This window comes from Dictyobacter halimunensis (genome assembly GCF_036245075.1).
This window is the reverse complement of sequence record NZ_BSRI01000001.1, coordinates 222,811-246,571: the sequence shown is the minus strand read 5'-3', so window position 1 is coordinate 246,571 and position 23,761 is coordinate 222,811. Positions and strand designations below refer to the sequence as shown.

The following is a 23,761-nucleotide window of genomic DNA, read 5'->3' as shown; positions in this document are numbered from 1 at the left end:
AGACCATTAAAAGAGTAGTTGGTAGCCAATGTGGTTATATCCTTCTTCCTATTTTTTTCTATTTTTCGGCAAACGCCGCGCGCTGAAAGAGTGGTGCCATGGCCTCGTACGTGGCGCGATAGCGCGTGTAGCCCTCATCGTAGATGGCTCGATGTGTCGGATCTGGCTCGATTGTTTTTTCGAGCCGCACCATGGCTTGACCGGCGGCGCGTAGATCAGCGAAAGCGCCAACGCCGACCGCCGCACAGATCGCGCTACCGAGCGATACCGCGTCTGGCACCGCTGTCAGGCTGATCGGCAGTCCCGCGACGTCCGCCAGAATTTGCAGCCAGAGGGAACTACGCGTTCCTCCACCGCAGGCGATAATTTGGTTGGTAGGCACCTGTAGTTCGTTCAGGCGGGTGAGGATATGGCGATTGCCGTAGGCTGTGCCCTCGTAGACGGCGCGCAACAAGTGGCCCGGTGTATGGGCGGACGTCAGCCCCCAGATCGTGCCGCGCGCATGGGGATCTTTGATCGGTGTGCGGCTGCCCTGCCAGAAATCGAGGACGGTCAGGCCATCCGCGCCTGGCTTGACGGCTGCTGCGGCGGCATCGGCGGCGGAATAGCGCTCATCTCCCGCGGGTAACGCGCCACCCAGTGTATCGAGCAACCAGCGTACCGTGCCGCCGGTACTGGCCTGTCCCGCCTCCAGCGTCCAGTCGCCGACCACCACGGCGCTCTCGAAGGGTCCCCAGAGGCCACGATCAACCACTGGAGACGATGACTGCACTAACTGGCAGGTCGAGGTTCCGGTGATCAATGCGAGGGTGCCCGGGGCCAGTACGTTCAGGCCTACCATGCCCGCATGGGCATCGATCCCACTCATAGAGACAGCGATGCCGGGACGTAACCCCAACTGTTCGGCTGCCTCGTTAGTGAGCTCGCCGGCCTGCGCGCCCATCGGCAACACCCGGCCGGGAATTTTGGTGGCCAGATCCTCAAGTCCGACCGCGCGCAGCAGGGTGATGGGCCAGCCCGCTGGAGTCATCTCATCGGAGCTTGCCCGATAGTGCCACTTGGCCGCGGCACAGTTGAGCGAGACCGCCCACTCTCCTGTAAGCTTCCACGTAAGCCAGCCCATCTGATCGACCAGGTAGGTGTTCTGGTTCCATAGCGCTGCCTCGTGCTGCTTCAGCCAGAGCGCTTTTGGAACAGGCCACTCGGCGGGAACATCTCCACCGCAGTAGCGCAGTACAGAATCGGCGGTAGCGGTGAGCTTCTTTGCCTGCTCGGTGGCGCGTAGATCCATCCAGATCAAGCTGCGCGTCAGCGGCTCACCGGCGTGATTGGTCAGCAGAATATTGCAAGGAGCATCGATGGCCAGTCCCGCCACGCGTTGGCCATCGATGCTGTTGACATGCAGGCAGTGTTTGACAGCCTGTACCAGGGCCGCCCACCAGTGAGCAGGATCCTGCTCGGCCCAACCCGGTTGCGGATAAAAGGTCTGGTAGCTTTGCTCTGAGAAGCCAAGGGGTTGTCCCTGCAGATTGAAGATGCCGGCGCGTACACCCGCTGTCCCGGCATCAATACCTAGTACAAGATCGTTCTCCATGCGTCTTCCCTCTATTGCTCACCGTAGACGCGTGCTTCGATACCAAGCAACTCGGCCACGGTACGTAATTCGTTCACCCAATCTCCATAGACGGCGTGAATGTGGTTGCTTGAATAGGTTGCCACAAACTCGTCGGCGGAGCAAGTAAAGCGAGTGAAGGCGTGTGGCCAAGCCAGATCGGTCTGCTTCATCAGTTCCATATTTTTGTCCGCCTCATATTGCAGGAATTCGCCGCGCAAGATCGCCAGCCAGTAAGTTCCATTATTGCGCGTCAGGCGTGAGAAGGTGGCCTCACCAGGATGCGCCAAGTGATGAACGCTCGCGCCGCCGGCGGGGAAATAGAAGCTTTCGGGATAGAAATGTACATGAGGCAGATTATCTTTAGGATCGAATGAGTGCCCGGCGAAGTAGGTGGCATGCTCACCAGAATTGCATAGATCCCAGATACCCAGGTCGGCATGATAGTGGCGCACATCCGCGAAGAGCACCGGTGTATGGGCGAGATGCTTAAAGATCTGCATCGTCAGCGCTGCGTCCATGTCGGCCTCAGTCGCGCAGACGTGCGGCTCATGCGGACCATCCCAGTCGTAAGGATCATTGAGGAAAGCTTCCGTGACATCCATGGTGCAGAAATTATTGGTCAGCTCGGGCTGTGCCTTGATGCCCGAGAAGTCCAGCCGATACTCCTCGATCAGGCGCTTCACCGCGTAGGTGGCGCGAATCTGGGTTTTTAGCTTGTCGGGGGTCAACTGCTTGTCATCGTAGTGAATGTGGCCGATATTCTCCTCCAGCCAGGTAAAAGCAGAGTCAACCTTGCTCTGTGGCACCTCGGCGGACAGGCGTACGATCTCTCCCTGATCGATATGCTCGACGTCGACCCCAAATACAGAGAGCCAGGTAGCCGGGTCGGCGGTCGCGGTATACATACCCATTGGGCGCCCGCCAAAGAGGCCAAAGGTTTGCCCACGTAGACCTGACACCGCGCCAGCGGCGCGGATAAAGGTACGAATCTTCGCGTAGATCGCGTCATCACCAATATCACCGTAGGCGCGCGCATATTTCGTCCCGGCCTGACTCAGGCCACCGGCGCTGGCCAGCATCCCAACCAGACCTGGATAGCGTGGATTGATATTGCTGAAAAGTAGCAGGGGGCCTGGAGCAAAGCGCGATGCCAGCGCCGGCAGATGTGGAAAGACCCAGACGGCGAATTGAAATATGGTGCAGTCACAGCCCTGGGCGGCCAGTCGCTTCGACTCGCGTACCGCCTGCTCATTGGTGCAGACGATCTCCTCTCCCGCGACTACCTGGTAGCCATCCGCCTCCAGCCGATTCTTGAGACGGTTCTGCGCATCTCGATTGAACGCATCAACCTCTTCCGCCACAAAGGGACGCCCATCAGAGAAAGTAAGGATACCGATTTTCGTCATCTGACAAATACTCCTTTCAAAAGCAAAGCCAACGCTTGATCCATGCGTTTCTATGGAATAGGGAGTACATCTCAACGTGGGCACGAAGAATAGCGCCTCTACCACCCTCTTGATATTGTGTGAAAACGTTTTCAAGAAGAGTGATAAAAAAGGTAATCGCTATCCTTCCCATAAAACGAGTATAGATTAGATTTGCACGTATTGTCAAGCTCTCTTAGGGTGAATACGAGGGTGTAATAGCGCAATTGAAGCGGAAAAACCAAGAATCATTGCCATGAGAGAGACATATTATAAGCCATCCGCTTTGCGAAGCGACGATGTGTGAAAACGTTTTTATTGCTGTGCAGTTTAGTGCACCAGATCTGCCAGGCGATCGATCTGATCAAGTTCGGGGATGCAGGGCCAGAACAGCATTTCGTCCATGCCAATGTCGGCGAATTGCTGGATGGTGGTTTTAACCTTTGCGGGTGTGGTTGAGGCTGCCTGCACCACCATGTCGGCGGCCGGCCCACGGAACGCGTAGTATGTTGATAGGTAGCGATTGACGCGCTCCTGGGCGCCGGTACCCAGACCAAAGTAGGTGATGCCTACGAAGCGTGGTGTTCCCTCTCTCCTGGTGGCTTTCCATTGTTCTTTCACCGCGTTGTAGTTGTCCAGGGCTGACTGTATGCTGCTTTCGCTGCTCATATAGCCTGCGCTCCAGCGCGCTACGCGTCGAAAGGCGGCGGGTGAGCGTCCACCAATTAACAATTCTGGACCTCCTGGTTGCACAGGGGCCGGACCAATTGGGCCGACCTGCTCGCTAAGTGGCTGTCCGGACCAGACGCGCTTCATAAGAGCAAGCTGTTCATCGAACGTTTTGCCGCGCCTGGTAAATGTGGCGGGCGCGGCCAGGTAGTCTTCCTCACGCATGCCGATGCCCAGCCCCAGAGTGAGGCGACCGCCTGAAAGGGCATCCAGGCTCGCGGCCTGCTTTGCCAGTACGCCGGAGTTATACAGCGGTGCCAGCAGGGCGGCGGTCATCAGACGAATGCGCCGGGTCACGCCCGCAACAGCGGCCAGCGCCATCAGCGATTCATAGTTGGGGTAGACCAGGCGACCGATAACTCCCAGACTTAAAAAGGGTCCTGTATCCGCCTGTCGGGCCCAATCAAAGATCAACTCGCCCGGCACCCCTGGAATTGTGGCGGGCAATCCAATGCTGATACGCATGCTACATAAGCTCCTTCCAGACTAACAAGATTTTTTCATGACATTTCCTCATTAACACGGTTTAAGCGGGTCGCCTGGATGTTTTATGTTACAGGTGAAGATATCAGCTTATAGTAGTTGTAGTCTCCTGTTCAAGCCAGAGGCACTGATACGGTTCCAGTTGTAGTGCGTGCTCGGTGTTGAATGCCTGACCGGTGATTAGATCAATGAAGTGGTAGCCAGTTCCATACTCGCGGAGCAGATCGGCATTCATCTTTTGAGGTTGTGAAGAGAAACTGGCCACGACGAAGAGCCGCTGACCGCCACCGTGGCGCACGTAGCCCAGGAGGTGTCCATTACCGGTCTCCACGAACTCGGCTTCACCATCGAAGATTGCCGGTTGCTGTTTGCGCAGCGCGATGAGACGTGTCAATTCAGCAAAGATCTGGCCGTGTGGCGTACTGATGTCTTCCTCAACCTGCCTGTGCCATGTCCAATTGACCTGAGGACGGTGGATCCAGCGGCTGTCGTTGGCCTTATCGGGGTCTGTGCTGTAGGTATAATCGTTTAGCGTACCCACCTCGTCGCCCAGGTAGATCAAGGGGATGCCACCGATGCTCAGGACGATACTATACAGCATCAGGATACGCCGAACTGCGAGATCTGCCTGCTGCTCGTCGCCAGACTGGATGGCCTGCTCGAGTCCGGCCAGCGAGGCCAAAGTGCCCGAGACGCGGGCATCGCCAGTATCAGGATTCTCCTGGAAGGGGACGCCGCGCGCGAAAGAACCCGGAAAGCGTCCCATGTAGAACTGATTCAGAAATGACCGGTGCCCAACGGGATCGATCCACTCCCAGCGGGCGTCGTTGTCGTCGAAAGTCCAGCCGATGTCGTCATGCGAGCGCAGGTAGTTTACCCAGGCCGTCCCTGCTGGTAGGCGGAAACGATGGCCCATTGAGTGGTCGAGTAACTTAACCTCGGTCGTCGCCAGTGATTCCCAGAGCAGCGCCATGAGCAGAGGATTATAACTGACCTGGCACTCGTGTGGACCGATGTAGCTCATCACATCGTCGGGATGGACGATCGCCTCGGATTTGAACAGAAGCGCGGGAGCCGCGATGCGCGCCAGTGAATGGAAGGCCTGAATGATCTGGTGGGCTTCCGGCTGATTTTCGCAACTGGTTCCTTCGCGTTTCCAGATGAAGGCGACCGCGTCGAGCCTGAGAAACTCTACGCCAAGGTTGGCGATAAAGAGCATCTCTTCCGCCATCGCGCGGAAGACGGCTGGATTGGCGTAGTTCAGATCCCATTGGAAGCTATTGAAGGTCGTCCAGACCCAGCGTTGGATGTCCTCGCGCCAGGTAAAGCTGCCACGGCGCACGGTAGGAAAGATCTCGCGCAGCGTCTGCTCATATCTGTCGGGGATGGTTCGATCAGGGAAGAGGAAATAAAATTGCTGATACTCTGAATCACCGGCCTGAGCGCTCCGTGCCCACTCGTGCTCATCAGAGGTATGGTTGAAGACGAAATCGAGTACCAAGCTGATGCCCTGCTCCTGAAATTCGCGAGCCAGTTCGGAGAGATCTGCGACCGTGCCCAGTTCTGAATTGATCCGGCGGTAACTGCTGATCGCGTAGCCGCCATCGCTATTGCCTTCTGGTGACTCAAACAGCGGCATCAAGTGTAGATAGGTTAAGCCCAGTTTCTTGAACAGTGGTAGCCGTTCACGTAGACCCTGGATGGTACCGGCAAAGAGATCGACATAGCACATGCCTCCGACCATCTGCTGTGACTGGAACCATTCGGGAGTAGCAGAGCGCCGCTCGTCCAGTTGCTTGAGCCAGGACGCGCGTGTCAACCAGCTGCGCGCCGTCGCGGTTAGCAGCTCCTCAAGATGATAGAAAAAGTCATAGTGGCTGCCATAGAGGCCAAACAGCAGGTCGAAGAGTCGATCCCATTCTCGCCGTAGCCGTGTTTCAAACGCGCGCCAGTCTGCGGGCGCGGCGCTGACCTCGTCGTGAAGAATAGTTTCCAGGCGCGGCCACAGTCGCTCGAGCGACAGGGCTGCGTAATGTCGAATCTGCTGTGCGTCAATCATGGGTGCTCCTATCCTGCCAAGCCAATGGATCATATTGTTATGTTTCGATAAATAAACTTTCGTTTATTATATGGTATGTGTGGGGGTTGGTGGTAGGCTGCCAGCCTGTTTGTACCGCCGATAACTACACAAGTAAGGCCAGTATGTGCAGTATTGCATACTGGCCTTACTTGCCTGAAATAGGTTGTGCTTGATTAGGATTACGCCAGAACAATTTAGCTCATTAACCAATCAGGAAACTCTGAAAGGAAACTTTGGAATGTATGTTGATCTACTTCTAGCTTTTCTCTTTTGCTCAGATCCGCATTAGGCTTCGCTGTTCCAGCAACAACAAGGAAACTAGACATGGGATACCCTTTTTGCCTGTTTTCGGAAAATTCACTCGCTACAGATGTAATCTGCACAGCTTTCGTATAGCGGGGAGAGTCATTCAATGGACTAAAGAACGTAGGAGAAAGTTTGTTGTTACCGCCTCGTCAACGGCGAGCGTGGGCAATTGAGAGATCCTTGCGTACTTTACTGCTTTGTGAATTGCATTTTCCTTTGCTGTTGCAAATGGTTCATCGACTTTTTCGCTAATGCTCACACCTTGCAGCGAAACGAGCTCAAGATTTGCTACTTCTCGCAAAAGATTGTTATATCTCTCAAATTTTGATGGGTTATGCGTAGCTAACAAAATTTTCATGCTGAAGTAATTATACATAGCATCTAGACAAACGTCATCAGTGGGATCGTCAAGCTGTAGATAAGATAAAGTGTGATATATTCATATACACTTCTGTTTATAGTATATCAATTTATAGCATATCAAGGGCCAGTCATAGCCAATTATGTAACTAATCTAACAGTAAGCATAGCTTTGAGCACCTCATGATGAGGTGCTCAAAGCTATGCTTACCTATTTAAGAGGTAAGGCTAATAAAGAATGCGATACTGTGATGGGCTCCACGAAAGGACTGCGTAGATCTGGGTCATGGCCGCCTGCTCGATCATCTGGGTGGATGATGAGTTACCGAAATGGAAGAGGCCGGTGGTGGCGTCACGCGACGTCTGCCATACCTGTTCCGCGTAGCTCTGCATGGCTTTAACGTAGCGCTGATTATGATCTACCGACTGCAGGAGCAGCAGATTTTTAAAGAAGATCGAGTTGAAGAAAGGCGGCTGCTGATAGAGCTTATTATCTGCTCCATAAAAATCCAGAGCCGCACTGGCAATCTTCTGGGCACGTTGTAGATAGGTGACGTCACCCGTCACCTGGTAGAAGAGGACGTTCACTCCTACCGGTACTCCTTGATTATAGCTCCATTGTGTCTTCTCGATATTGCCTGCCAGGTCGATGTGGTCCCAATACAGACCGTTGGGGGCCAGTAGATAGGTATTGGTCCAGGTATACATCTTCTGCGCCCAATCAAAGTAGTAGTTGTTTCTGGTCAACTGGTACAGTCGCAGGCCCAGTTCCGCTCCAGGCATATTGGAGACCGTATTGCGATCGTGGCTCCATGATGCCTGCGTCCAGAAGACGCCGCCGGGTGCTGGATGCGACGCGTTTGTGTCCCAGCCGGAGACCACCAGGGCGAAGATCTGTTTCGCCCGTTCCAGGGCTACGACGTCGCCATTCATCAAATAGCGTTGGATGCAGGCCAGCCCCACCCATTCGTTATCGTCGTAGAATTTATCGCCACCGTTGCCATAAGGTGGACGAGGATATGAATCATAGCCGGGGAGTCCGGTGGCCCCGGTCGTATTCCAGTACCGTTCCTGTCCCAGCCAGCGGTCCTGCAAAGCTGTGAGATAGGAGCGACCGGTAGAACCGGGGATATTGGCCAGATCGAGTGTCGCGATGTGAGCCTGTGAAAAGGGCCATTCGTAGGAGTAAGGATTATCGCCTGTCGCCACCGGGTACTGCTCGTGGTACAGGTGAGAGCCATTGGGAACATAGAAATACTTTTGCAACGCATCGTACGAAGCGCTGGCCTGTGCGCGGCTATCTTCATAAGCGTAGGCGATAAGGGAAGGGGATGCAGCTATACCGAGAATAGTGCCACCGAGCACACCGAGCATGGTACGACGTTTCATATCAGAGACCTCCCTGTCTTTGCTGGCAACAACCTATACTGCAACGGGCGCACCGATTGCTGCCGCTTAAAATATAGAGCGCTATAGTTATGGCTGTATATATGGATGCATCCGTATCCTCTCATAAGCATGAGCTATCAACAGATCAAGCGCCTGCCATCTTATGGCTGAAGGTGATTAGCTCGTGCCATAAATGTGCGGAACGCATCCGATACAGAGATGACAACGATGTCATCCTCATTCAAGAATGACATGTAAATCATCATTTGTCAATATTGGAAAGCAGTTAAACACTCTTGTCTCGCAATAATCTTTTAAAAGAAAATGCGTATTTTGGATAATAAACAAGCGGGCTGTGTATATCTATTGCGTGATCTATATAACCGTTAAGCTCGACATCTAATAGGGCTGGAAATGCGTAATAGAAGGGAACGTAAAAGGTGTGTATAGGGTATATTTGTTTTTGTTTAGAAAAACAATGTAACTATTGGTATATGCCTTTTTTTTAGTAAGAGCATGAAAAGGATGGTTTTGAAAGGTAAGGAAAGAGGAAGTGAGCAATACATCGCATTACGGATACCGAGAACTGCCGGGAAGTGGGAAAGAGCCATTACCAGGCGCACGCCGGGTTGCTCCTGTCGCACCCGATGAGACTATCGAGGTCAGTCTCTACTTGAAGGACCCAGCTAGAAAAGAACTGGAGCAAAATCTCCAGGAGCAGATACAGGGTCGTTCCACCCGGCTCACGAGAGAAGAATATGCCAGGGTGCATAGCGCGAGACCTGAAGATATTACGAAAATCGAGCATTTTGCGCGCCAGCACAACCTTATTGTTACAGAGATAGATCCCGTGAGCCGACGCGTAGTCCTGACCGGAACAGCCTCCGCTTTCAATTCGGCTTTTCAGACTGAACTGCACCACTATGAATATGACGATATCACTTATCGTGGGCGCACCGGGCCATTAATGGTTCCACATGATCTTGCTCAGACGGTAGAGAGCGTCCTCGGCCTTGATGATCGCCCTCAGGCCAATTATCATCTGCGTTTCTATGACCCGGCTATCGCGAGGCCGAGCGCGAACGCTGTTTCTTATGACCCACGTACGCTGGCCCAACTATATAATTTTCCCTCAGACCTGAATGGACAGGGGGAGGCCATCGCCATCATCGAACTGGGAGGTGGCTACAATACCAGTGATCTTACAACCTACTTTCAGCAGTTGAATATTGCTGTTCCACAGGTTACCAGCGTATCAGTTGATGGAGCCAACAATGCGCCTGGCGGCGATCCCAATAGCGCAGATGGAGAGGTGGAACTGGATATCGAGGTGGCTGGGGCCATCGCGCCAGGGGCGCATATCGTTGTTTACTTCGCGCCCAACACAGATCGCGGCTTCGTAGATGCGATCACCACAGCGATCCATGACACCACCAACAAACCCTCTGTGATCTCGATTAGCTGGGGGAGCGCTGAAGATCAATGGACGGACCAGAGCCGACAGACGATGGATCAGGCATTTCAGACTGCGGCCTCACTTGGGGTCACTGTCTGTGTCGCGGCAGGTGATAGTGGTTCCAGCGACGGGGCGACTGATGGGCAGGCGCACGTTGATTTTCCCGCGTCCGATCCTTATGTTATGGGATGTGGTGGTACCCGGCTGGAGGCGAGCGGTCAGCAGATCACAAGCGAGGTCGTATGGAACGAAGGAGCCAGTTCAGCGACCGGCGGCGGCGTGAGCGAAAAATTCGCCTTGCCCAGCTGGCAGGCTAACGCTAACGTCCCTCCATCGGCTAACCCAAGCAAGTTCGTTGGACGGGGCGTGCCCGATGTGTCGGGAGATGCTGATCCTCAAACGGGCTACAAAGTGCGTGTTGATGGACAAGATATGGTCATCGGTGGAACCAGCGCGGTCGCGCCGCTCTGGGCTGGTTTGCTTGCCCTGTTAAACCAGCGGCTCGGACAATCCGCTGGCTTCCTTAATCCTGCACTCTACCAGAACTACCAGGCGTTGCAGCAAAATAACGCCTTTCACGACATAACACAGGGCAACAACGGCGCCTACAGTGCCGGACCCGGCTGGGATGCCTGCTCCGGTCTGGGCACCCCCAATGGAAGCAACCTCGTCAACGAGCTCTATACTTTGTTGCATAAGCAACAGGTAACACCATAGCTTCTCATTTGTGTGTGGCGTTGCGAGTAACGCCACACACTCTCACTATTCGAAGTGGATAGTAAGTTGATCATCGAGTACAGCAGGTTTGAGAGCAGTAATCAGTTGTAGATCTCCATGTCGCTCCACCTTATATCGGGCATCGCTTACAGCATTCCTTGCTTTGAATGAAGAAGAGGTCAGTACAGCGCAGCTGTACTGACCTCTTCTTCATTCCCTTACCAGGTATTTGATGATTACGTTAGTCGTCTTCTCCAGACCAGGTAAAGGTTGCTGCCGCACCAGCGGGCAGCGTGTACGAGAAGGTACGGTGCTGCACCTGAACCTGGAACGTAGTGGCGCTGGCGTTGTTGTTGTAAACGACCAGCACATGGGAGCCATTCTGATTCACAAAGGCCACGTTCTCCAGACTGCTGGCGCTACTCGTCGAGGCGACGCGCGTGGCGCCGGGTACGACGAACTTGCTGAAGTGACCCAGACCATAATAGTCAGAGTTCTTCGTCACGGTACCATCCGCGGCGATCGAGATGACGCCGCGACATGTGCCGCACGATCCGGAGGTATCCAAATGAGGATTACCATTGGGATCGAGCGCCAGGCCCCAGCGCACCACTGTTTTGGACCCATGGGCGGTCGAGCTAATGCCGAGATCCATCACGTCCTTGAGGGTCGCGGCAAAGGTAGGATTGTTATTGTTCTCCCACTGTCCACCGGAGCACTCGGTCTCATAGATATCCTTCTTCCCGTAGAATTGATCCTGCGCGCTGGCATCGCCACCGTAGCAGTGGAACGCGATCCCGTCGACATACTGGCTGGCCGGGCTATTGAGGATGGCGCTCGGATACTCCGGGGTATCCCAGTTATGGTCAAAGGCCAGGATTTTGGTTTTGACGTGGTTCTGCTGGAAGGCTTGACCCAGGTTCACGATGAAGTCCGCTTCGTTGCCGATGTCTGGATTGCCAGCTGTCTGTCTGGTCGCGGGCAAGAGCATGGTGGGCATATAATTGCCGTTCTGCGGCTCATTCTGTGGAGTGATGGCGTAGATCGGAATACCCTCACGCTGGTAGGCCTGAATGAATTTGACGAAGTACTGGGCATAGGCCTGATAATACTTTGGGTTGAGGTTGCCCTGGTTGATGCTGGCGGTGCCGGAGCCACCATACAGGAACTGATTAAGGCCCGATCCCTGCACGCTATCGTCGATGGTCGTCACGCCACTGGCCGAGATAATATCGACGCGATCGGGATTGATGCCGTTCCAGTGGGCGCTGCTATTCTGCTGACCGGTGACGCGTAGTTTGAGTGTATGCTGGCCCGCTGGCAGAACCGGGCTGGTGTAGACCAGGGTATTGCCGGCATTGGTGGGCGAGTAGAAATCAACCATCGTTTCGGAGCCACCATCGATCGAAAAAGCGCCGATACCATGATCCGTGCCAACGACGGCGTAAAACTTGATCTGCGTACCATTAAAAGTAACGGACACATAGTCGTTGGGGGTATTATCCCAGCTATTGCTGCCGTTGTAAAATCCCTGCCCGCTGCCATCGCAGTTGGTGCAATGGCCCCAGCTATTGCCGGGCAGCTTCATCCAGGCGGGTGGAGACCACGGGGTAGCCATAATCTTAAGGTTAGGATTGATGCGCAGGGCCTCGCGTAACAAAGAAGTGACATGATAGCGATCATCCTGTGCGATCGAGAAATGACTGAGAGTAGGATCAGTCTGACCGGCAGGCATATCGTCATAGGTATACTCGCCGACCCAGCCCTTGCTGGCATCCTGTGGCGGTGCCAGGTCAGACGAGCCCATCGGCTGACGCAGGTAGCTCAGCCCGATTCCCGTATGAGGGTCAAAGAGGTCGCGCATCACTTTGTTTTGTGCGACATTGGATTGGGACAGCACCACCGCCGATGACGCGGTCAAAGAAGCGCCGAAACCTGTCATGCGCTGGTATTTCTGAGCATCATCGACGCTAACGGTCGGAGTAGCTGTACTGGACTGGCTCGAAAAAGAAAGGGAAGGTTGCTGCGCCAGCAGCTTGCTCTGGTCAGGCGTGGTGAGCCAGACATTTACCTTTTTACCAGCAGCGGCCTGTGCCTGAGCCGGGAAAAATATAGCAAAGACGAGCGTGCTCAAAATAAAGCAGACGACAATAAGGGGACGGCCAATGTGGAATATCGATCGGGGCATATAAATCCTCCTTGATGGAATATTTCCTACAAAGGAACGGGTACATCCACGCACCTCTCTAGTCATTATATGCATCTCCTTCTACTTATGACAACGTTATCAATACGCGTAACATTAGATTTCTAACAGCCTGAAATGATTTACAGGGGAATGTGGTCGTTATTACCGGGGCTTCTAGTGGCATTGGGCGGGCTACGGCACTTGAATTTGCTCGCCATAGCGCCTACGCCGTCGGCAAATCTGGTATTCGTGCGCTGGGAGAAAGCCTGAGAGATGAGCTAGAGGTATTGGATAAGACCCACATTCACATCTGTACCGTCATGCCGGCGACGATTGACACGCCCTTCTTCCGCCACGCAGCGAACTACTCCGGCCGTGCCATTAACGCATTGCCCCCTGTCTATCCTGCCTCAAAGGTAGCACTGACTATGCTGAAGTGCGTGCTGCGGCCTCAGCGCGAGGTGTTTGTCGGCAGCATGGGTCGTATGATGGGGACCTTTCATGCCATCGCTCCTGCTCTGGCCGAACCAATGATGGCGAAACAGATTGATAAAGGGCATTTTAAGCCCGAGCCAGCGGCACCCAGTAGGGGAGCATTGTTTGAACCGATGCAGACTGGCAATGGTGAAAGTGATGGATGGCATGGAGAAGAAAAGATTACGACGCGCCGAACAACCTTAATGGCAAGTTCTGCTCTTCCTGTTATCCTGCTGGCCGTCTGGATTTGGAGACAGATGCAAGGTTCATCGGTGAAGAAGTAAAGCCAGGCCTGTACTGGCTTACGCTGGATGGGCTTTTTTCAACTGTATATCGATTCTGGTTATATATTGTACACAAATACACTTCTACATCGTGGTAAATATATGGATGTCTGATGAACAAGCAGAAGACATTCAATGCTATGAAATAGCTATGTAACCAGAAAACCTTTGCAGCAATGAAAGGGATAAATAATATGGCTAGTAATGATAAAGAACAATTTAAACCATATACTCCAGAGGAGCCGGTAAGTCCGACCGAGCGTAAGCATGAGCAGCAAGAGATTCGCCAGGCCGCCAGGCATGCTGCGCAGGAGATGGCTGCTGAAGATCTTGGAAAAGATGATGTAAAGATGAGCAAACAGCAGGCTGAGCATGAAATGATGGATGCCGTCAAAAAGGTAAAGAACGAGAAGTAGTGCGAGCGTTTAAATGTACTGGTAATGTTCAATAGAAAGAGAGGCAAACATGACTGCTAAAGATATGTTAATCTCCTGGCTTAATGATGCGTATGGTATGGAAAATTCTCTCGTGAAGATCCTGGAGCATCAGATTAAGGATGCCAAGGATTACCCAGAGGTGCAGACCCGGTTACAGTCACACTTAGAAGAGACACGCCGTCATGCCGACCTGGTCAAGGGCTGTGTTGAGTCGCTTGGTGGCAAGACGTCGGCCGTCAAGGCTGGCATGGCCTCACTGTTTGGACAGGTGCAGGCGCACTCAACCGGTGCGGCAAAGGATGAACTGGTGAAGAATGCCCTGGCTGATTATGCCGCAGAGAACTTTGAGGTCGCATCGTATACATCCCTCATCTCAGCTGCCCAGTCTCTGGGTGAGCAGCAGGTAGCCAACGTCTGCCAGCAAATCCTACAAGAGGATGCGGCGATGGCCAACTGGCTGCAGCAAAACCTGCCGACCGTTACGCAACAGGTACTAGCTGTCGCGACCAGATAAGCGGTTGCCGGCCATGCTCTCCATAATGTCTGCCATAGGCAGCTAAACGGAGAGCATGGCATCCGGCCACTATGCTGATAAGAATTCTGGTAAGGTCTGGAAAGGAGTATAGATGGGACAGCAACAGAGAAAACAGTCCCAGGCGGATCCACAAAAAGAGCGATTAACCGCGAAAGCTGATACTGGCAGAGAAAGCACCAGAGTGCAGCGGAACGGGCCCGATAACGATGCGGAGATGCCCGAAACCAACGATGCTGGCGACGCTATTAGCGAAGATACGCTGTACGACGCAAGTGGTGCCGCTACAGGTGGAGGTGTTGACACTCCTGACGCCGTTGAGCAGAGTACTGAGGAGGCGAACCGCAAAAAGAGCCATATTCACCAGGGTGGTAGCGCATATATGGGTGGAGGGGCGGATAATGGTTCGAGTCTCTAAGCTGAGTGCGGTTGCCATGTAGTTATAGTAGAAACAGGAGGAAGCGTTGATGGCAAAGGAAGAGAACAAAAAGCAAGAGCAAGATATACGCCATAACCTGTTTGTCTCGCCTGATGAGGAAGTGCATAGCGTGATAGATGTCGAGCACGGAGAGGAAGTGCATCCTCCAACCGATGCTGAGGGGCAGGGAGGGCAACCGCACCATCCGAATGTCAGGGCAGAAAAAAATCTCGCGAAAGCGCAAAGCGGTGTGAAGAAGCAAGAGAATCCCCCCGCTGTCAATCGCAAGACGAACGCATACAACGAGTATCACTAGGTTCGGTTCCCCCGGCGATCTGTGAATGATTCTTTGCGCATATGTGCATCTACAACAAAAAGCAGTACCACGCTGCTTATACGTGGTACTGCTTTTTGTTGTATCCTTCTTCTTTGTCTGGACTTCTTCGCGCAGGCGTTGTCATCAATGGACTCAAAAGATTATCGAGAATTGCGTGTTCAATGGAAAAGATATGTTGAAGATTATGCATGTATAGTTGAATATGCAAAGAAAGATGCCTGGTTGCTTTTAGATATATTATCATCATATGCACTATGAGCCGCCGGAACTTTAAAAAAGTCTGGGCTATTTTTGCACCTTTCTTGACAGGAAGTTGAGGTTGTGCTAGTTTACATTTATGGTGCTATTTCGTTAACCATTGTATATATATGATATTGAATTTAGATGTTCGAAAATTTATACTTGTTAAGCAACATGTGCTTGCTTTTTGCAAAGTAACTTGAATACCTATTTCAATAACATGTTGCTGCAAACATGTTATTTTGATTATATCAGGAGCCATTGCGGCAGTTTTTAGGCTTAATGCGCTTGGTATAGTTATGTATCAGATACGCAATATCTCGGGTATGTGTTGAAATAAATACAAAGAGGTTATTGCGTCATTGCTGATTTTTAGACTGAATTTCTTATATCATAAGAAATAGAGTCTTCTTATTCAATTAATAATAGCATGGAGGCCTTATGAAATCTTACCCGGGTCAGAGAGAAAATGTACCCACCCCTGGTAATCAGCCTCAGTTTGCACGAACAAGGAGTGGAACTGGTGCAGGGACCGGTCCTGGGTCAAATGCAGCATCTTCGCAGGTAGTGTTGCGACAATTCATCAGACGCTACGAATGGTTGATGGGCATTTTCTTTCTTGTTTATTTTCTTTACCTGGTGTATTTGCAAACACGCACCGATGTAGCCACTCCTGCAGGAACAGGGTGGCGTGTCACTGGAGACATATTTGTAGTTATTGGAGCTCTTATCTGTACATGCATCTGTGTGTATGTCCTGATGAGGTTTTTCGCTTTACGCCGAAATGCCGCAGATGTTATGGTGCAACGCGCCTGGCTAGCTGTTGCCTGTCTTGGGTGTGCTGCCACGGTTTATACCATTGGGCAAGTCATCTGGACTGTCTATGAAGCCCTTTATCCCCCCTCGCAGTTTCCTTATCCGGCGATTTACGATTTCTTTTATCTGGCGGTGTACCCATTCAGCTGGGTTGGTATTGCCCTGCTCGTTCCACAGCGCAGCACAGCGGTAGGTCGTATACGTCTGCTGCTGGACTCCGCGACTGCTGTTGTTTCTTTCCTGGCGATCTCATGGTACTTCATCCTTGGTCCTACCATCGGGTCCCTCAGTGGTAGTTTTCTCGAGAAATCTGTTTCGTTAGCATATCCCCTGGGAGATCTCTCGCTTTGTGTTGCCGCGGCTATCTTGCTGTTTGGTACCTCTAGCTCAGCATCCTTCAGTGCTATGATCGGACGATTGGCATTAGGGGTTACCATTCTTGCGGGGACGGACTCGCTCTATGGTTATTTTCAGTTGCAGGGCGCCTATCATACCGGTTTACTACAAGACGTTGGTTGGCCGATGAGCTGGCTCTTTATCGGTTGGGCGCTTCTGACCTATCTTCACAACATTTCCAATATTTCGGCGCAACGTCAGCCGGTCGGCGCCAATACTCAGCGCTTGCGCAGCACTGGTGCTGTGATTCGTGCCATTGCTCCGATGGTGATCGCGCTCCTGACCTGTGCTCTGTTGCTGCTAACCGTTGTGTTCCACCAGACGGCTCCGCTCGTCCAGATTGTGTTTGTCTGCGCAGGCCTGTTCCTGTTGCCTATTATTCGCCAGGCGCTGACTCTGGTTGATAACCTGTTGCTTAACGAACGTCTGCGCGTGGCGCTGGATCAATCACAGCAGGCGTTCCAGGAAAGCCAGCAGGAACTGCTCACAACGACGACACAGGCCGAACTTTATGAAGAGTTGCGCTCAGGTATTCAAAATCTGCAAGAGGTGCATGCCGCCCTGGCCCGAGGCGACATGAGCGCGCGCGCCCGCGTAGAAGGACCGCTCTCTCCGGTTGCCCATAGCTTAAATCTGTTGGTAGAGCGTATTAACCGCTGGTCGCAGGTCTTTCAGCAAAACAAAGTCATGGAGAATGAGGCAAGGCTGCTCGCCAGTGAGTTGGAAAAATTGGGTGAGGGGCAAAACATCTCGTCCACCTCGACTATGCCAAGCTCTCTGCCTACTGGTGCTGCTTTGTTAGGTATCACGCGCCTGCAGAAACGTTTGCAATGGCGTTTCCGTCGTCTTCAGGAAGCGCTGGCTTTGCTCATATCACGCATGAACACCTTGAGTGAGATCACATCGCAGTTGAAGCAAGCGTCAGAAACCCGGTCCATCACCCAGCAGCAGACCGAGCAGATGCTCACTATTCTGGAAAGAGGGTTGGCGAACAATCAAGATGCCCTACGAGAACTGCAGCAGCAAACGGCTGTGTACCTGGAGCCATCGCCTGTGAAGGACCTGATTTCAACCAACAAACCACAGATGTAATAGTGTCAGTGCTGGATGAAGCATGGATTTCACGCCGTGGTGAGATGCCCCTTTTGTGCCATCGTGCAGCATGCAAATAAGCCGAAATTATAGGATTGTGATAGGTCATGAGTTTTTGCTTAAACCCATCTGAGCGCCATGTCTCGCAAGGGATAGCCGGGCAGACTCTTATGTGTCCAGAGCCCCATTGTGGATATCTTCTCAATGGGGCTGTCTTCGGCTCATGGCAGATAACGGCACTGATAAGGCATAGTGAATCCACAGATCTGTATCTTGCAGTTCCACTAGCTGCCGAAGGTAGTAAGGTGCTGATCAAGGTCCTGAAAAAATGTGCGCCCGGGTCGCTTGTGCGCCTGGAGAGATTACTCTCACTGCAGCATCCCTATATTCATCCTATTCAGCATGCCGGGTGGTTGAATCAAGAGCAAGCCATCTTCTACATATTGATGCGCTACGAAGAGAGGGGGTCTCTGGCACGCTATGTTGAAGCCAGCGTGCCATTTTCGTTACAGACTGCGCTGGCAGCGGTTTGGCAGATCGCTCAGGCTTTGCAGCAAGCTCATGAGCAGCGTATCGTGCACGGTCATCTCAAGCCAGAGAATTGCCTTGTTGTGGCCCCCGAAACTATTCAGGTCTGTGATTTTGCACCTACCCTTTTAGGTCGGGATATAGCTGGCATACAGCCTCTATACATAGCGCCGGAGCAGCGGCATAGCCAATTATTTCCGGCATCAGACCAGTATGCTCTGGCGATGCTCTTTTGCCACCTCATGAGTGGTAAACGCGCTCCTTTTCAACAGGAGAGTATGCCTCCAACATCGACGCAGCCCTATCCGCGTTTTGTGGTAAACGCTCTGACACCCCTGTCAGTGCGCGTGCAGCAGGTATTTGCTCAGGCGCTGGCACCCCAGCCTGAAGAGCGTTTTCCTAAAATGCTTGATTTCGCGTTAGCGCTTCAACGAGCCAGCAGCCAGATGCGCCTCAGCGAATTGCCTCGCCCACGCTCGGTGCCGCAGTCTGGTGGTCAGTCACAGTCTGGTGTACATCAGAGCGGAAGCCATTATCTATCGCCGCAGCCTGGACCACATCAGAGCGGAAGTCATTACCTGGAACAGCCAGGGCATTCATCCTCTCGCGATATGGGTGCAGCGCCAGGGTTTGATCCGCCCACTAAGATGACCGCGTTATGCCGTTTGCCTGGTCATACGGCGACGGTAACCGCTGTACGTTGGGCTGGTGATAACAATCATCTAGCCTCGGCCGGACGCGATGGCAATGTACGGCTCTGGTATGTCCGTCAGCGCGTAGGAACGCCCCTGGCTACACTAAAAGAGAACGCGAGCGCCGTGAATGCGCTTAGCTGGTCAGCCGATGGTCGCTTTCTGGCCTCGGCGGGCGCGGATGCTTCTATGTGCATCTGGAATATTTCTCCTGTTCCCAAGTTTGAGGCCCGCCTGGCCACTTCCTGGTGGGGGCACGATGGCCCGGTGACGGCTCTGGACTGGTCAAGGGAGAAGCTACTGGCGTCGGGAGGCAAGGATCGCATGGTGCGGCTCTGGGACTGGAATGGCAGCAACATTACCTCCTGGCAACTACCGGGGCATGGAAGCGTTACGGCATTGGCCTGGTCTCCAGTGCAGGATGTCATCGCGATTGGTGGGAGCGATGGTGCGATTCACCTCTGGAATGCCCAGAATGGAAGCTCTATGGGAACGTACACCGGCCATAGAGACGAGATACGTCATCTGTACTGGGATTCTGATGGGCGACTGCTGATCGCCAGCGCGGGTAAAAAGGATTTGAATGCCTCCCTGTGGGATACACAGACGGGCCGAAAGGTGGGTGATCTAAAGGGGCATAAGAGCGAGATCATTAGCCTGTTCGGTCCCAAAGGCGCTCCCTGGGTGGGAGCACTGGCAGCAGATGGTATGTTGCGCTGTTGGAGTACGATCGCGCCATTTGGAGCATCATTAGGTCAGCCAATCTCAATAGGACTGGCGCCAACGGCCGCGGATGGAGCCTCTGGACAGAGCGTAGTAGTGATCGGAACTGCTGATATGTTAGTGCAGGTAATGCAATGGACTTCTTGACCGGAGGAGGCTGTAGAAGATGATGGGTATTATTTATCAGGTTATTGAAAGAAGGTAAGCGAGTATTATGAGTCAATCACGAGCGTCCATGGATGAGCCGCACAACGGGCCATCGGGCAATGATGCTCTTTCCGCCGCTGAGAGGCGCGCGTTTATTCAAATTGCGCGCGGGAAGCAGGCGGCAGAAAGCGTATTCCGCAATTGCCGGGTCGTCAATGTCTTCTCGAACGAAGTCTATGAGGCGGATGTGGCGATTGCCTATGGTCGAGTCGCAGGGATCGGGCGTCCTGGCACATATACGGGCGTAAAGAGCATCGACTGTGGTGGTCACTACCTGGTACCAGGCTTGATCGAGGCGCATACGCATGTAGAGGACGCGTTGCTGGTACCTGGAGAGTTTGTGCGAGCGCTGGCACCACATGGTACCACTACCTGCATCAGTGATCCTCATGAGATCGCCAATGTGTCTGGTGTACCAGGGCTACGCTGGATGCTGGCGGCCTCCGAACATCTCCCCTTGCGCCTGATGCTCACGCTGCCTTCATGTGTGCCCGCCAGCCCTTATGAAAGCGCGGGAGCCAGTCTGACCGCCTCGGACCTGGCACCTCTGGCGGCGCATCCGCTCATTGCCTCGGTTGGCGAGGTTATGAACTATCCTGGCGTTCTTGAAGGTGATCAAACATTGCTCGACGTGATCGCTCTCAGTCAGCCCGCGACGGTCACGCCACGTGGACTGGCGGTTGATGGGCACGCGCCGGAATTGATGGGCCTTGACCTATGTGGCTATGTCGCCGCCGGGGTACAGTCCGATCACGAATCGGTGTCGGCGGCTGAAGCGCTCGAAAAGTTGCGCCTGGGGATGTGGCTCTGGGTGCGTGAGGGCTCGACCCGCAATCTGGATGAGTTGCTGCCGATTATTCTAGAGCATGCGCCCGAGCGCTGCGGCTTCGTCGCGGATGACCGCACACCGGGGGATCTGTTGCGCGAGGGAGACCTGGACGCCATTATTCGCAAAGCGGTTGGCAAGGGGCTTGACCCTATTCAGGCTATCAGGATGGCGAGCCTGCATCCAGCGCAGTATTTTGGTTTCACCAATCGCGGTGCCATTGCACCTGGCTACCTTGCAGACCTGCTGGTGGTGCCTGATCTACGAAACTTTCGGCCGAGGCAGGTTTATGTTGGTGGTCAGCTGATCGCTGAGGATGGTCAGGCGCTCTTCACCGCTCCTGCGTTGCCCTCGGACTGGACAGAGGCGGTCGAGCGAACGGTCCGCCTGCGCGACTTCAGCGTTGAACGTCTGCGCTTGCCGGGTCAGAGTGGGACGGCGCGCGTCATCGGTTTGATCCACGACCAGATTGTGACCGAAGATCGGCGCGTGGAAGTGCAGTCTCATAATGGTCAGATCATTTCCGATCCAGAGCGCGACATTCTCAAGATCGCGGTGGTTGAGCGTTATGGTGGTGGACGGGTCGGCGTTGGTTTGCTACATGGTTTGAGGTTACGCAAGGGGGGCGATGGCCTCATCCGTTGCTCACGATGCCCATAACATCGTTGTTGTGGGCACAAATGATGAGGATATGGCGTTGGCAGTGCGCGAGATTGAGCGTCTACAAGGTGGACTGGTGGTCACGGCAAATGGAGCCGTGGTTGATAACCTACCGTTGCCCCTTGGTGGCATCGTCTCGCCGCTGCCTGCCAGCGAAGTTGCTCAGACACTGGAACGGCTCGACCACACCGTGGCCGAGATGGGTGTCGAAATCGCGCATCCATTTGGTTTTCTCTCATTCCTGGCGCTCAGTGTTGTGCCATCGCTTAAGATCACTGATCTTGGAGTACTCGACGTTGACGCCTGGAAAATTGTCCCTGTCCAATAAATATTTTCACGATTATTTCAGAATTTAGAACTTATTTTGGAGAAATTTGTGGCAAAGAGTAAAAAACGTTCGACGAATGTCAAATCTGCTGTCCGTAAAGATCCTGTAAAGAGCAGCTCTGCTAGAACAAATAGCGGTGTGCGGCGCGACAAATTGGCTCGCGAGGATCGTATGGTTGAGACCAATAATGGTAGCCGGACCCCGAAGCAGGTCGCAGTTGATGAAGCTGTTGCTTCCAATAAAAACGCGGCCGCGGTCCTGGCCGCGGAGCCTAAAGTAGAGGACGAAGAGCAACTCGCGGTTACCACCGCGAATGGCTTTGAGGTGATTGGAATCGAACGCGTTCCAGAAAACGCGCGCCAGCATACGAAATTGCTGGACACCATGTGGTTGTGGTGGACCGCCGATACCGTGATCGCCACTGTCGCCCTGGGCACTCTCAGTTTTTACTACGGCCTTGGCTTCTGGGGGTCGGCGGCTGTCATCCTCGTCTTCAACCTCCTGGCGGCATTGGTTATTGGCTTCTTGAGTACCTGGGGCCCTAAAACTGGTCTGGCCCAGATGGCGTTGGGTCGCTTCGCTTTTGGCTATTGGGGAGCAAAATTGCCTGCGTTGTTCAATGCACTCTCATGTGTAGGTTGGACCGCTGTCAACTCCGCTCTGGGTGCCAGTCTGTTAACTGCCTGGAGTGGTGGGAAGATCCCGGCCTGGGTAGGTGTGATCATCATTGTGGTCCTGACCTGTGTGGTAAGCCTTTTCGGCTACTTTATTGTGCATAGTTATTCGCGCATTGCCTGGATCCCTATCGCGATCGTATTCGCCATTATCTGTGTGATGGATGCCCAACACTTCAATATCAATGTTCCTGTTACCGTTTCTGGTGGTGCGCTTGTTTCCAGCGTGCTGACCTTTGGTGGAGCGGTCTTTGGTTATGCTATCGGTTGGGCCTCGTACGCGGCCGACTATACACGTCACCAGCCGGTAACGGTGTCGCGCTCGAAAGTTTTCTGGTATTCTTTCCTCGGGATCCTCGTCGCTAACGTTGTTCTGGAAATTCTGGGTGTGTTATTGATTACCCCACTGAAAGGCAACACGCTGCCAGATGCCGGGTCACTGGTTACCAGTATCGTTGGCAATGGAGCACTTGGAAGCATCATCATCTTGTTGCTGGGCCTGAGCATCATCTCGAACAATGCGCCGACCGACTATAGCTTCGCGCTCTCCTCGCAAGTTGTTGGTGCGCGCGTCCCACGCTGGGTCCTGACCATTATTGGCATGATCCTGTATACAGCCGTGGGCATCTTTGTCTCGACCAACCTGAACTTCAACCTGGAAGGCTTCTTGCTGATGATGGCGTATTGGCTGGGAGCATTCAGCGCCATCGTAATCATTGAGCATATCCTACGTAAAGGTCAGTACAATGTCGAGGACTATCTGACACCAGGCAAGTTGCCATTGGGCGCAGCCGCTGTTATTGCGCTGATCGTAGCTCTGGTGATTGCTGCGCTCGGTATTAATCAGGCATCTGTGATCGGGTACGAAGGACCCCTCTCGCATATGCTATCCGATGCTGATATCGGTTTCCCGCTCGCAGTGGTAGCGGCGGTGGTGATCTATACACCACTGCGCCTCTGGGAGCGCCAGAGGACCGGACGCTAATCATAGTATCTGGTGCGACCCGTAGTGTTGGAGGGAATGCGTGTAATGCGCATTCCCTCCAATATGATGTATGGAGGAACGAGCGAAAAAACTTTTTGTCGTAATTTCCGATTGACAACGTTATCACGAGCCGTATACACTACGATAGTAGCCGGGAAACGGGTTTTTCCGACCTGCGCAGAAGCAGGGACGTAAGAGTTCAGGGACGATGCAATGCACGACGGCTCCCATCCAACACTATAAATACTAGCGTTCTATCTCCACACAAGAACGCACCTGCACATGCATTATTTCGCTCCTCTCTTCTCAATGCCTGCTTCCATGTGAACTTAGAAGGCCTATTTATTGTAGCGCTCAGTCAT

General features: G+C 53.3%; 18 protein-coding genes. 11 read left to right on the top strand and 7 right to left on the bottom strand.

Translation table 11 applies throughout. From position 1 onward, the window contains the following. Positions 1-58 precede the first annotated feature (58 nt). The 6 genes from AABA21_RS01095 to AABA21_RS01075 all read right to left on the bottom strand — a co-directional run bounded on the left by AABA21_RS01095 (position 59) and on the right by AABA21_RS01075 (position 8,386). On the bottom strand, positions 59-1,594 hold the full coding sequence (locus tag AABA21_RS01095) for an FGGY-family carbohydrate kinase (protein WP_338246947.1): 1,536 nt from the start codon (positions 1,592-1,594) through the stop codon (positions 59-61). Positions 1,595-1,605: 11 nt separating this feature from the next. Next, positions 1,606-3,021: an L-fucose/L-arabinose isomerase family protein gene (locus AABA21_RS01090; protein WP_338246945.1), complete on the bottom strand. Its 1,416-nt coding sequence runs from the start codon at positions 3,019-3,021 to the stop codon at positions 1,606-1,608. 348 nt (positions 3,022-3,369) lie between these two features. Beyond that, positions 3,370-4,233 (bottom strand): LLM class flavin-dependent oxidoreductase, encoded by an 864-nt coding sequence (locus AABA21_RS01085; protein WP_338246944.1) that lies wholly within the window; start codon positions 4,231-4,233, stop codon positions 3,370-3,372. Positions 4,234-4,336: 103 nt separating this feature from the next. After that, positions 4,337-6,310, bottom strand: a complete 1,974-nt coding sequence (locus tag AABA21_RS01080) for an alpha-amylase family glycosyl hydrolase (RefSeq protein ID WP_338246942.1) — start codon at positions 6,308-6,310, stop codon at positions 4,337-4,339. A 430-nt stretch (positions 6,311-6,740) separates the two neighbouring features. Beyond that, positions 6,741-6,995, bottom strand: a complete 255-nt coding sequence (locus AABA21_RS39190; protein WP_420917084.1) for a non-canonical purine NTP pyrophosphatase — start codon at positions 6,993-6,995, stop codon at positions 6,741-6,743. A gap of 230 nt (positions 6,996-7,225) precedes the next feature. Further along, positions 7,226-8,386, bottom strand: a complete 1,161-nt coding sequence (locus AABA21_RS01075) for a glycoside hydrolase family 76 protein (protein ID WP_338246940.1) — start codon at positions 8,384-8,386, stop codon at positions 7,226-7,228. 553 nt (positions 8,387-8,939) lie between these two features. On the opposite strand from AABA21_RS01075, the gene AABA21_RS01070 reads away from it, so the two are divergent. Further along, complete coding sequence (locus AABA21_RS01070) at positions 8,940-10,559, top strand: S53 family peptidase (protein WP_338246938.1); 1,620 nt, start codon at positions 8,940-8,942, stop codon at positions 10,557-10,559. Positions 10,560-10,800: 241 nt separating this feature from the next. Here the strand turns inward: AABA21_RS01070 and AABA21_RS01065 are convergent, their stop codons facing one another. Further along, a complete protein-coding gene (locus tag AABA21_RS01065) occupies positions 10,801-12,747 on the bottom strand; it encodes a glycoside hydrolase family 30 protein (protein WP_338246936.1) in 1,947 nt (648 codons plus the stop codon). Between the two features lie 152 nt (positions 12,748-12,899). On the opposite strand from AABA21_RS01065, the gene AABA21_RS01060 reads away from it, so the two are divergent. From AABA21_RS01060 to AABA21_RS01015, 10 genes are all read left to right on the top strand, one after another. Then, positions 12,900-13,508 (top strand): hypothetical protein, encoded by a 609-nt coding sequence (locus tag AABA21_RS01060; RefSeq protein ID WP_338246934.1) that lies wholly within the window; start codon positions 12,900-12,902, stop codon positions 13,506-13,508. Between the two features lie 194 nt (positions 13,509-13,702). Further along, the gene (locus AABA21_RS01055) at positions 13,703-13,924 is read left to right on the top strand and encodes a hypothetical protein (RefSeq protein WP_338246932.1); all 222 of its coding nucleotides are present in this window, start codon (positions 13,703-13,705) and stop codon (positions 13,922-13,924) included. A gap of 49 nt (positions 13,925-13,973) precedes the next feature. Beyond that, a complete protein-coding gene (locus AABA21_RS01050) occupies positions 13,974-14,459 on the top strand; it encodes a YciE/YciF ferroxidase family protein (RefSeq protein ID WP_338246930.1) in 486 nt (161 codons plus the stop codon). Positions 14,460-14,571: 112 nt separating this feature from the next. Beyond that, positions 14,572-14,895: a hypothetical protein gene (locus AABA21_RS01045; RefSeq protein ID WP_338246927.1), complete on the top strand. Its 324-nt coding sequence runs from the start codon at positions 14,572-14,574 to the stop codon at positions 14,893-14,895. 49 nt (positions 14,896-14,944) lie between these two features. Beyond that, on the top strand, positions 14,945-15,211 hold the full coding sequence (locus tag AABA21_RS01040) for a hypothetical protein (protein ID WP_338246925.1): 267 nt from the start codon (positions 14,945-14,947) through the stop codon (positions 15,209-15,211). Positions 15,212-16,270: 1,059 nt separating this feature from the next. After that, positions 16,271-17,776, top strand: a complete 1,506-nt coding sequence (locus AABA21_RS01035; RefSeq protein WP_338246923.1) for a hypothetical protein — start codon at positions 16,271-16,273, stop codon at positions 17,774-17,776. A 305-nt stretch (positions 17,777-18,081) separates the two neighbouring features. After that, positions 18,082-19,866 (top strand): protein kinase family protein, encoded by a 1,785-nt coding sequence (locus tag AABA21_RS01030; RefSeq protein ID WP_338246921.1) that lies wholly within the window; start codon positions 18,082-18,084, stop codon positions 19,864-19,866. A gap of 67 nt (positions 19,867-19,933) precedes the next feature. After that, the gene (locus AABA21_RS01025; RefSeq protein ID WP_338246919.1) at positions 19,934-21,412 is read left to right on the top strand and encodes an adenine deaminase; all 1,479 of its coding nucleotides are present in this window, start codon (positions 19,934-19,936) and stop codon (positions 21,410-21,412) included. Further along, positions 21,381-21,740 carry an adenine deaminase C-terminal domain-containing protein gene (locus AABA21_RS01020; protein WP_338246917.1) on the top strand — a complete coding sequence of 120 codons (360 nt, stop codon included), beginning with the start codon at positions 21,381-21,383 and terminating at the stop codon, positions 21,738-21,740. Before AABA21_RS01025 ends, AABA21_RS01020 begins: the two co-directional genes overlap by 32 nt. Positions 21,741-21,788: 48 nt before the next feature. Next, positions 21,789-23,399: a purine-cytosine permease family protein gene (locus tag AABA21_RS01015; protein ID WP_338246915.1), complete on the top strand. Its 1,611-nt coding sequence runs from the start codon at positions 21,789-21,791 to the stop codon at positions 23,397-23,399. Positions 23,400-23,761: the final 362 nt, after the last annotated feature.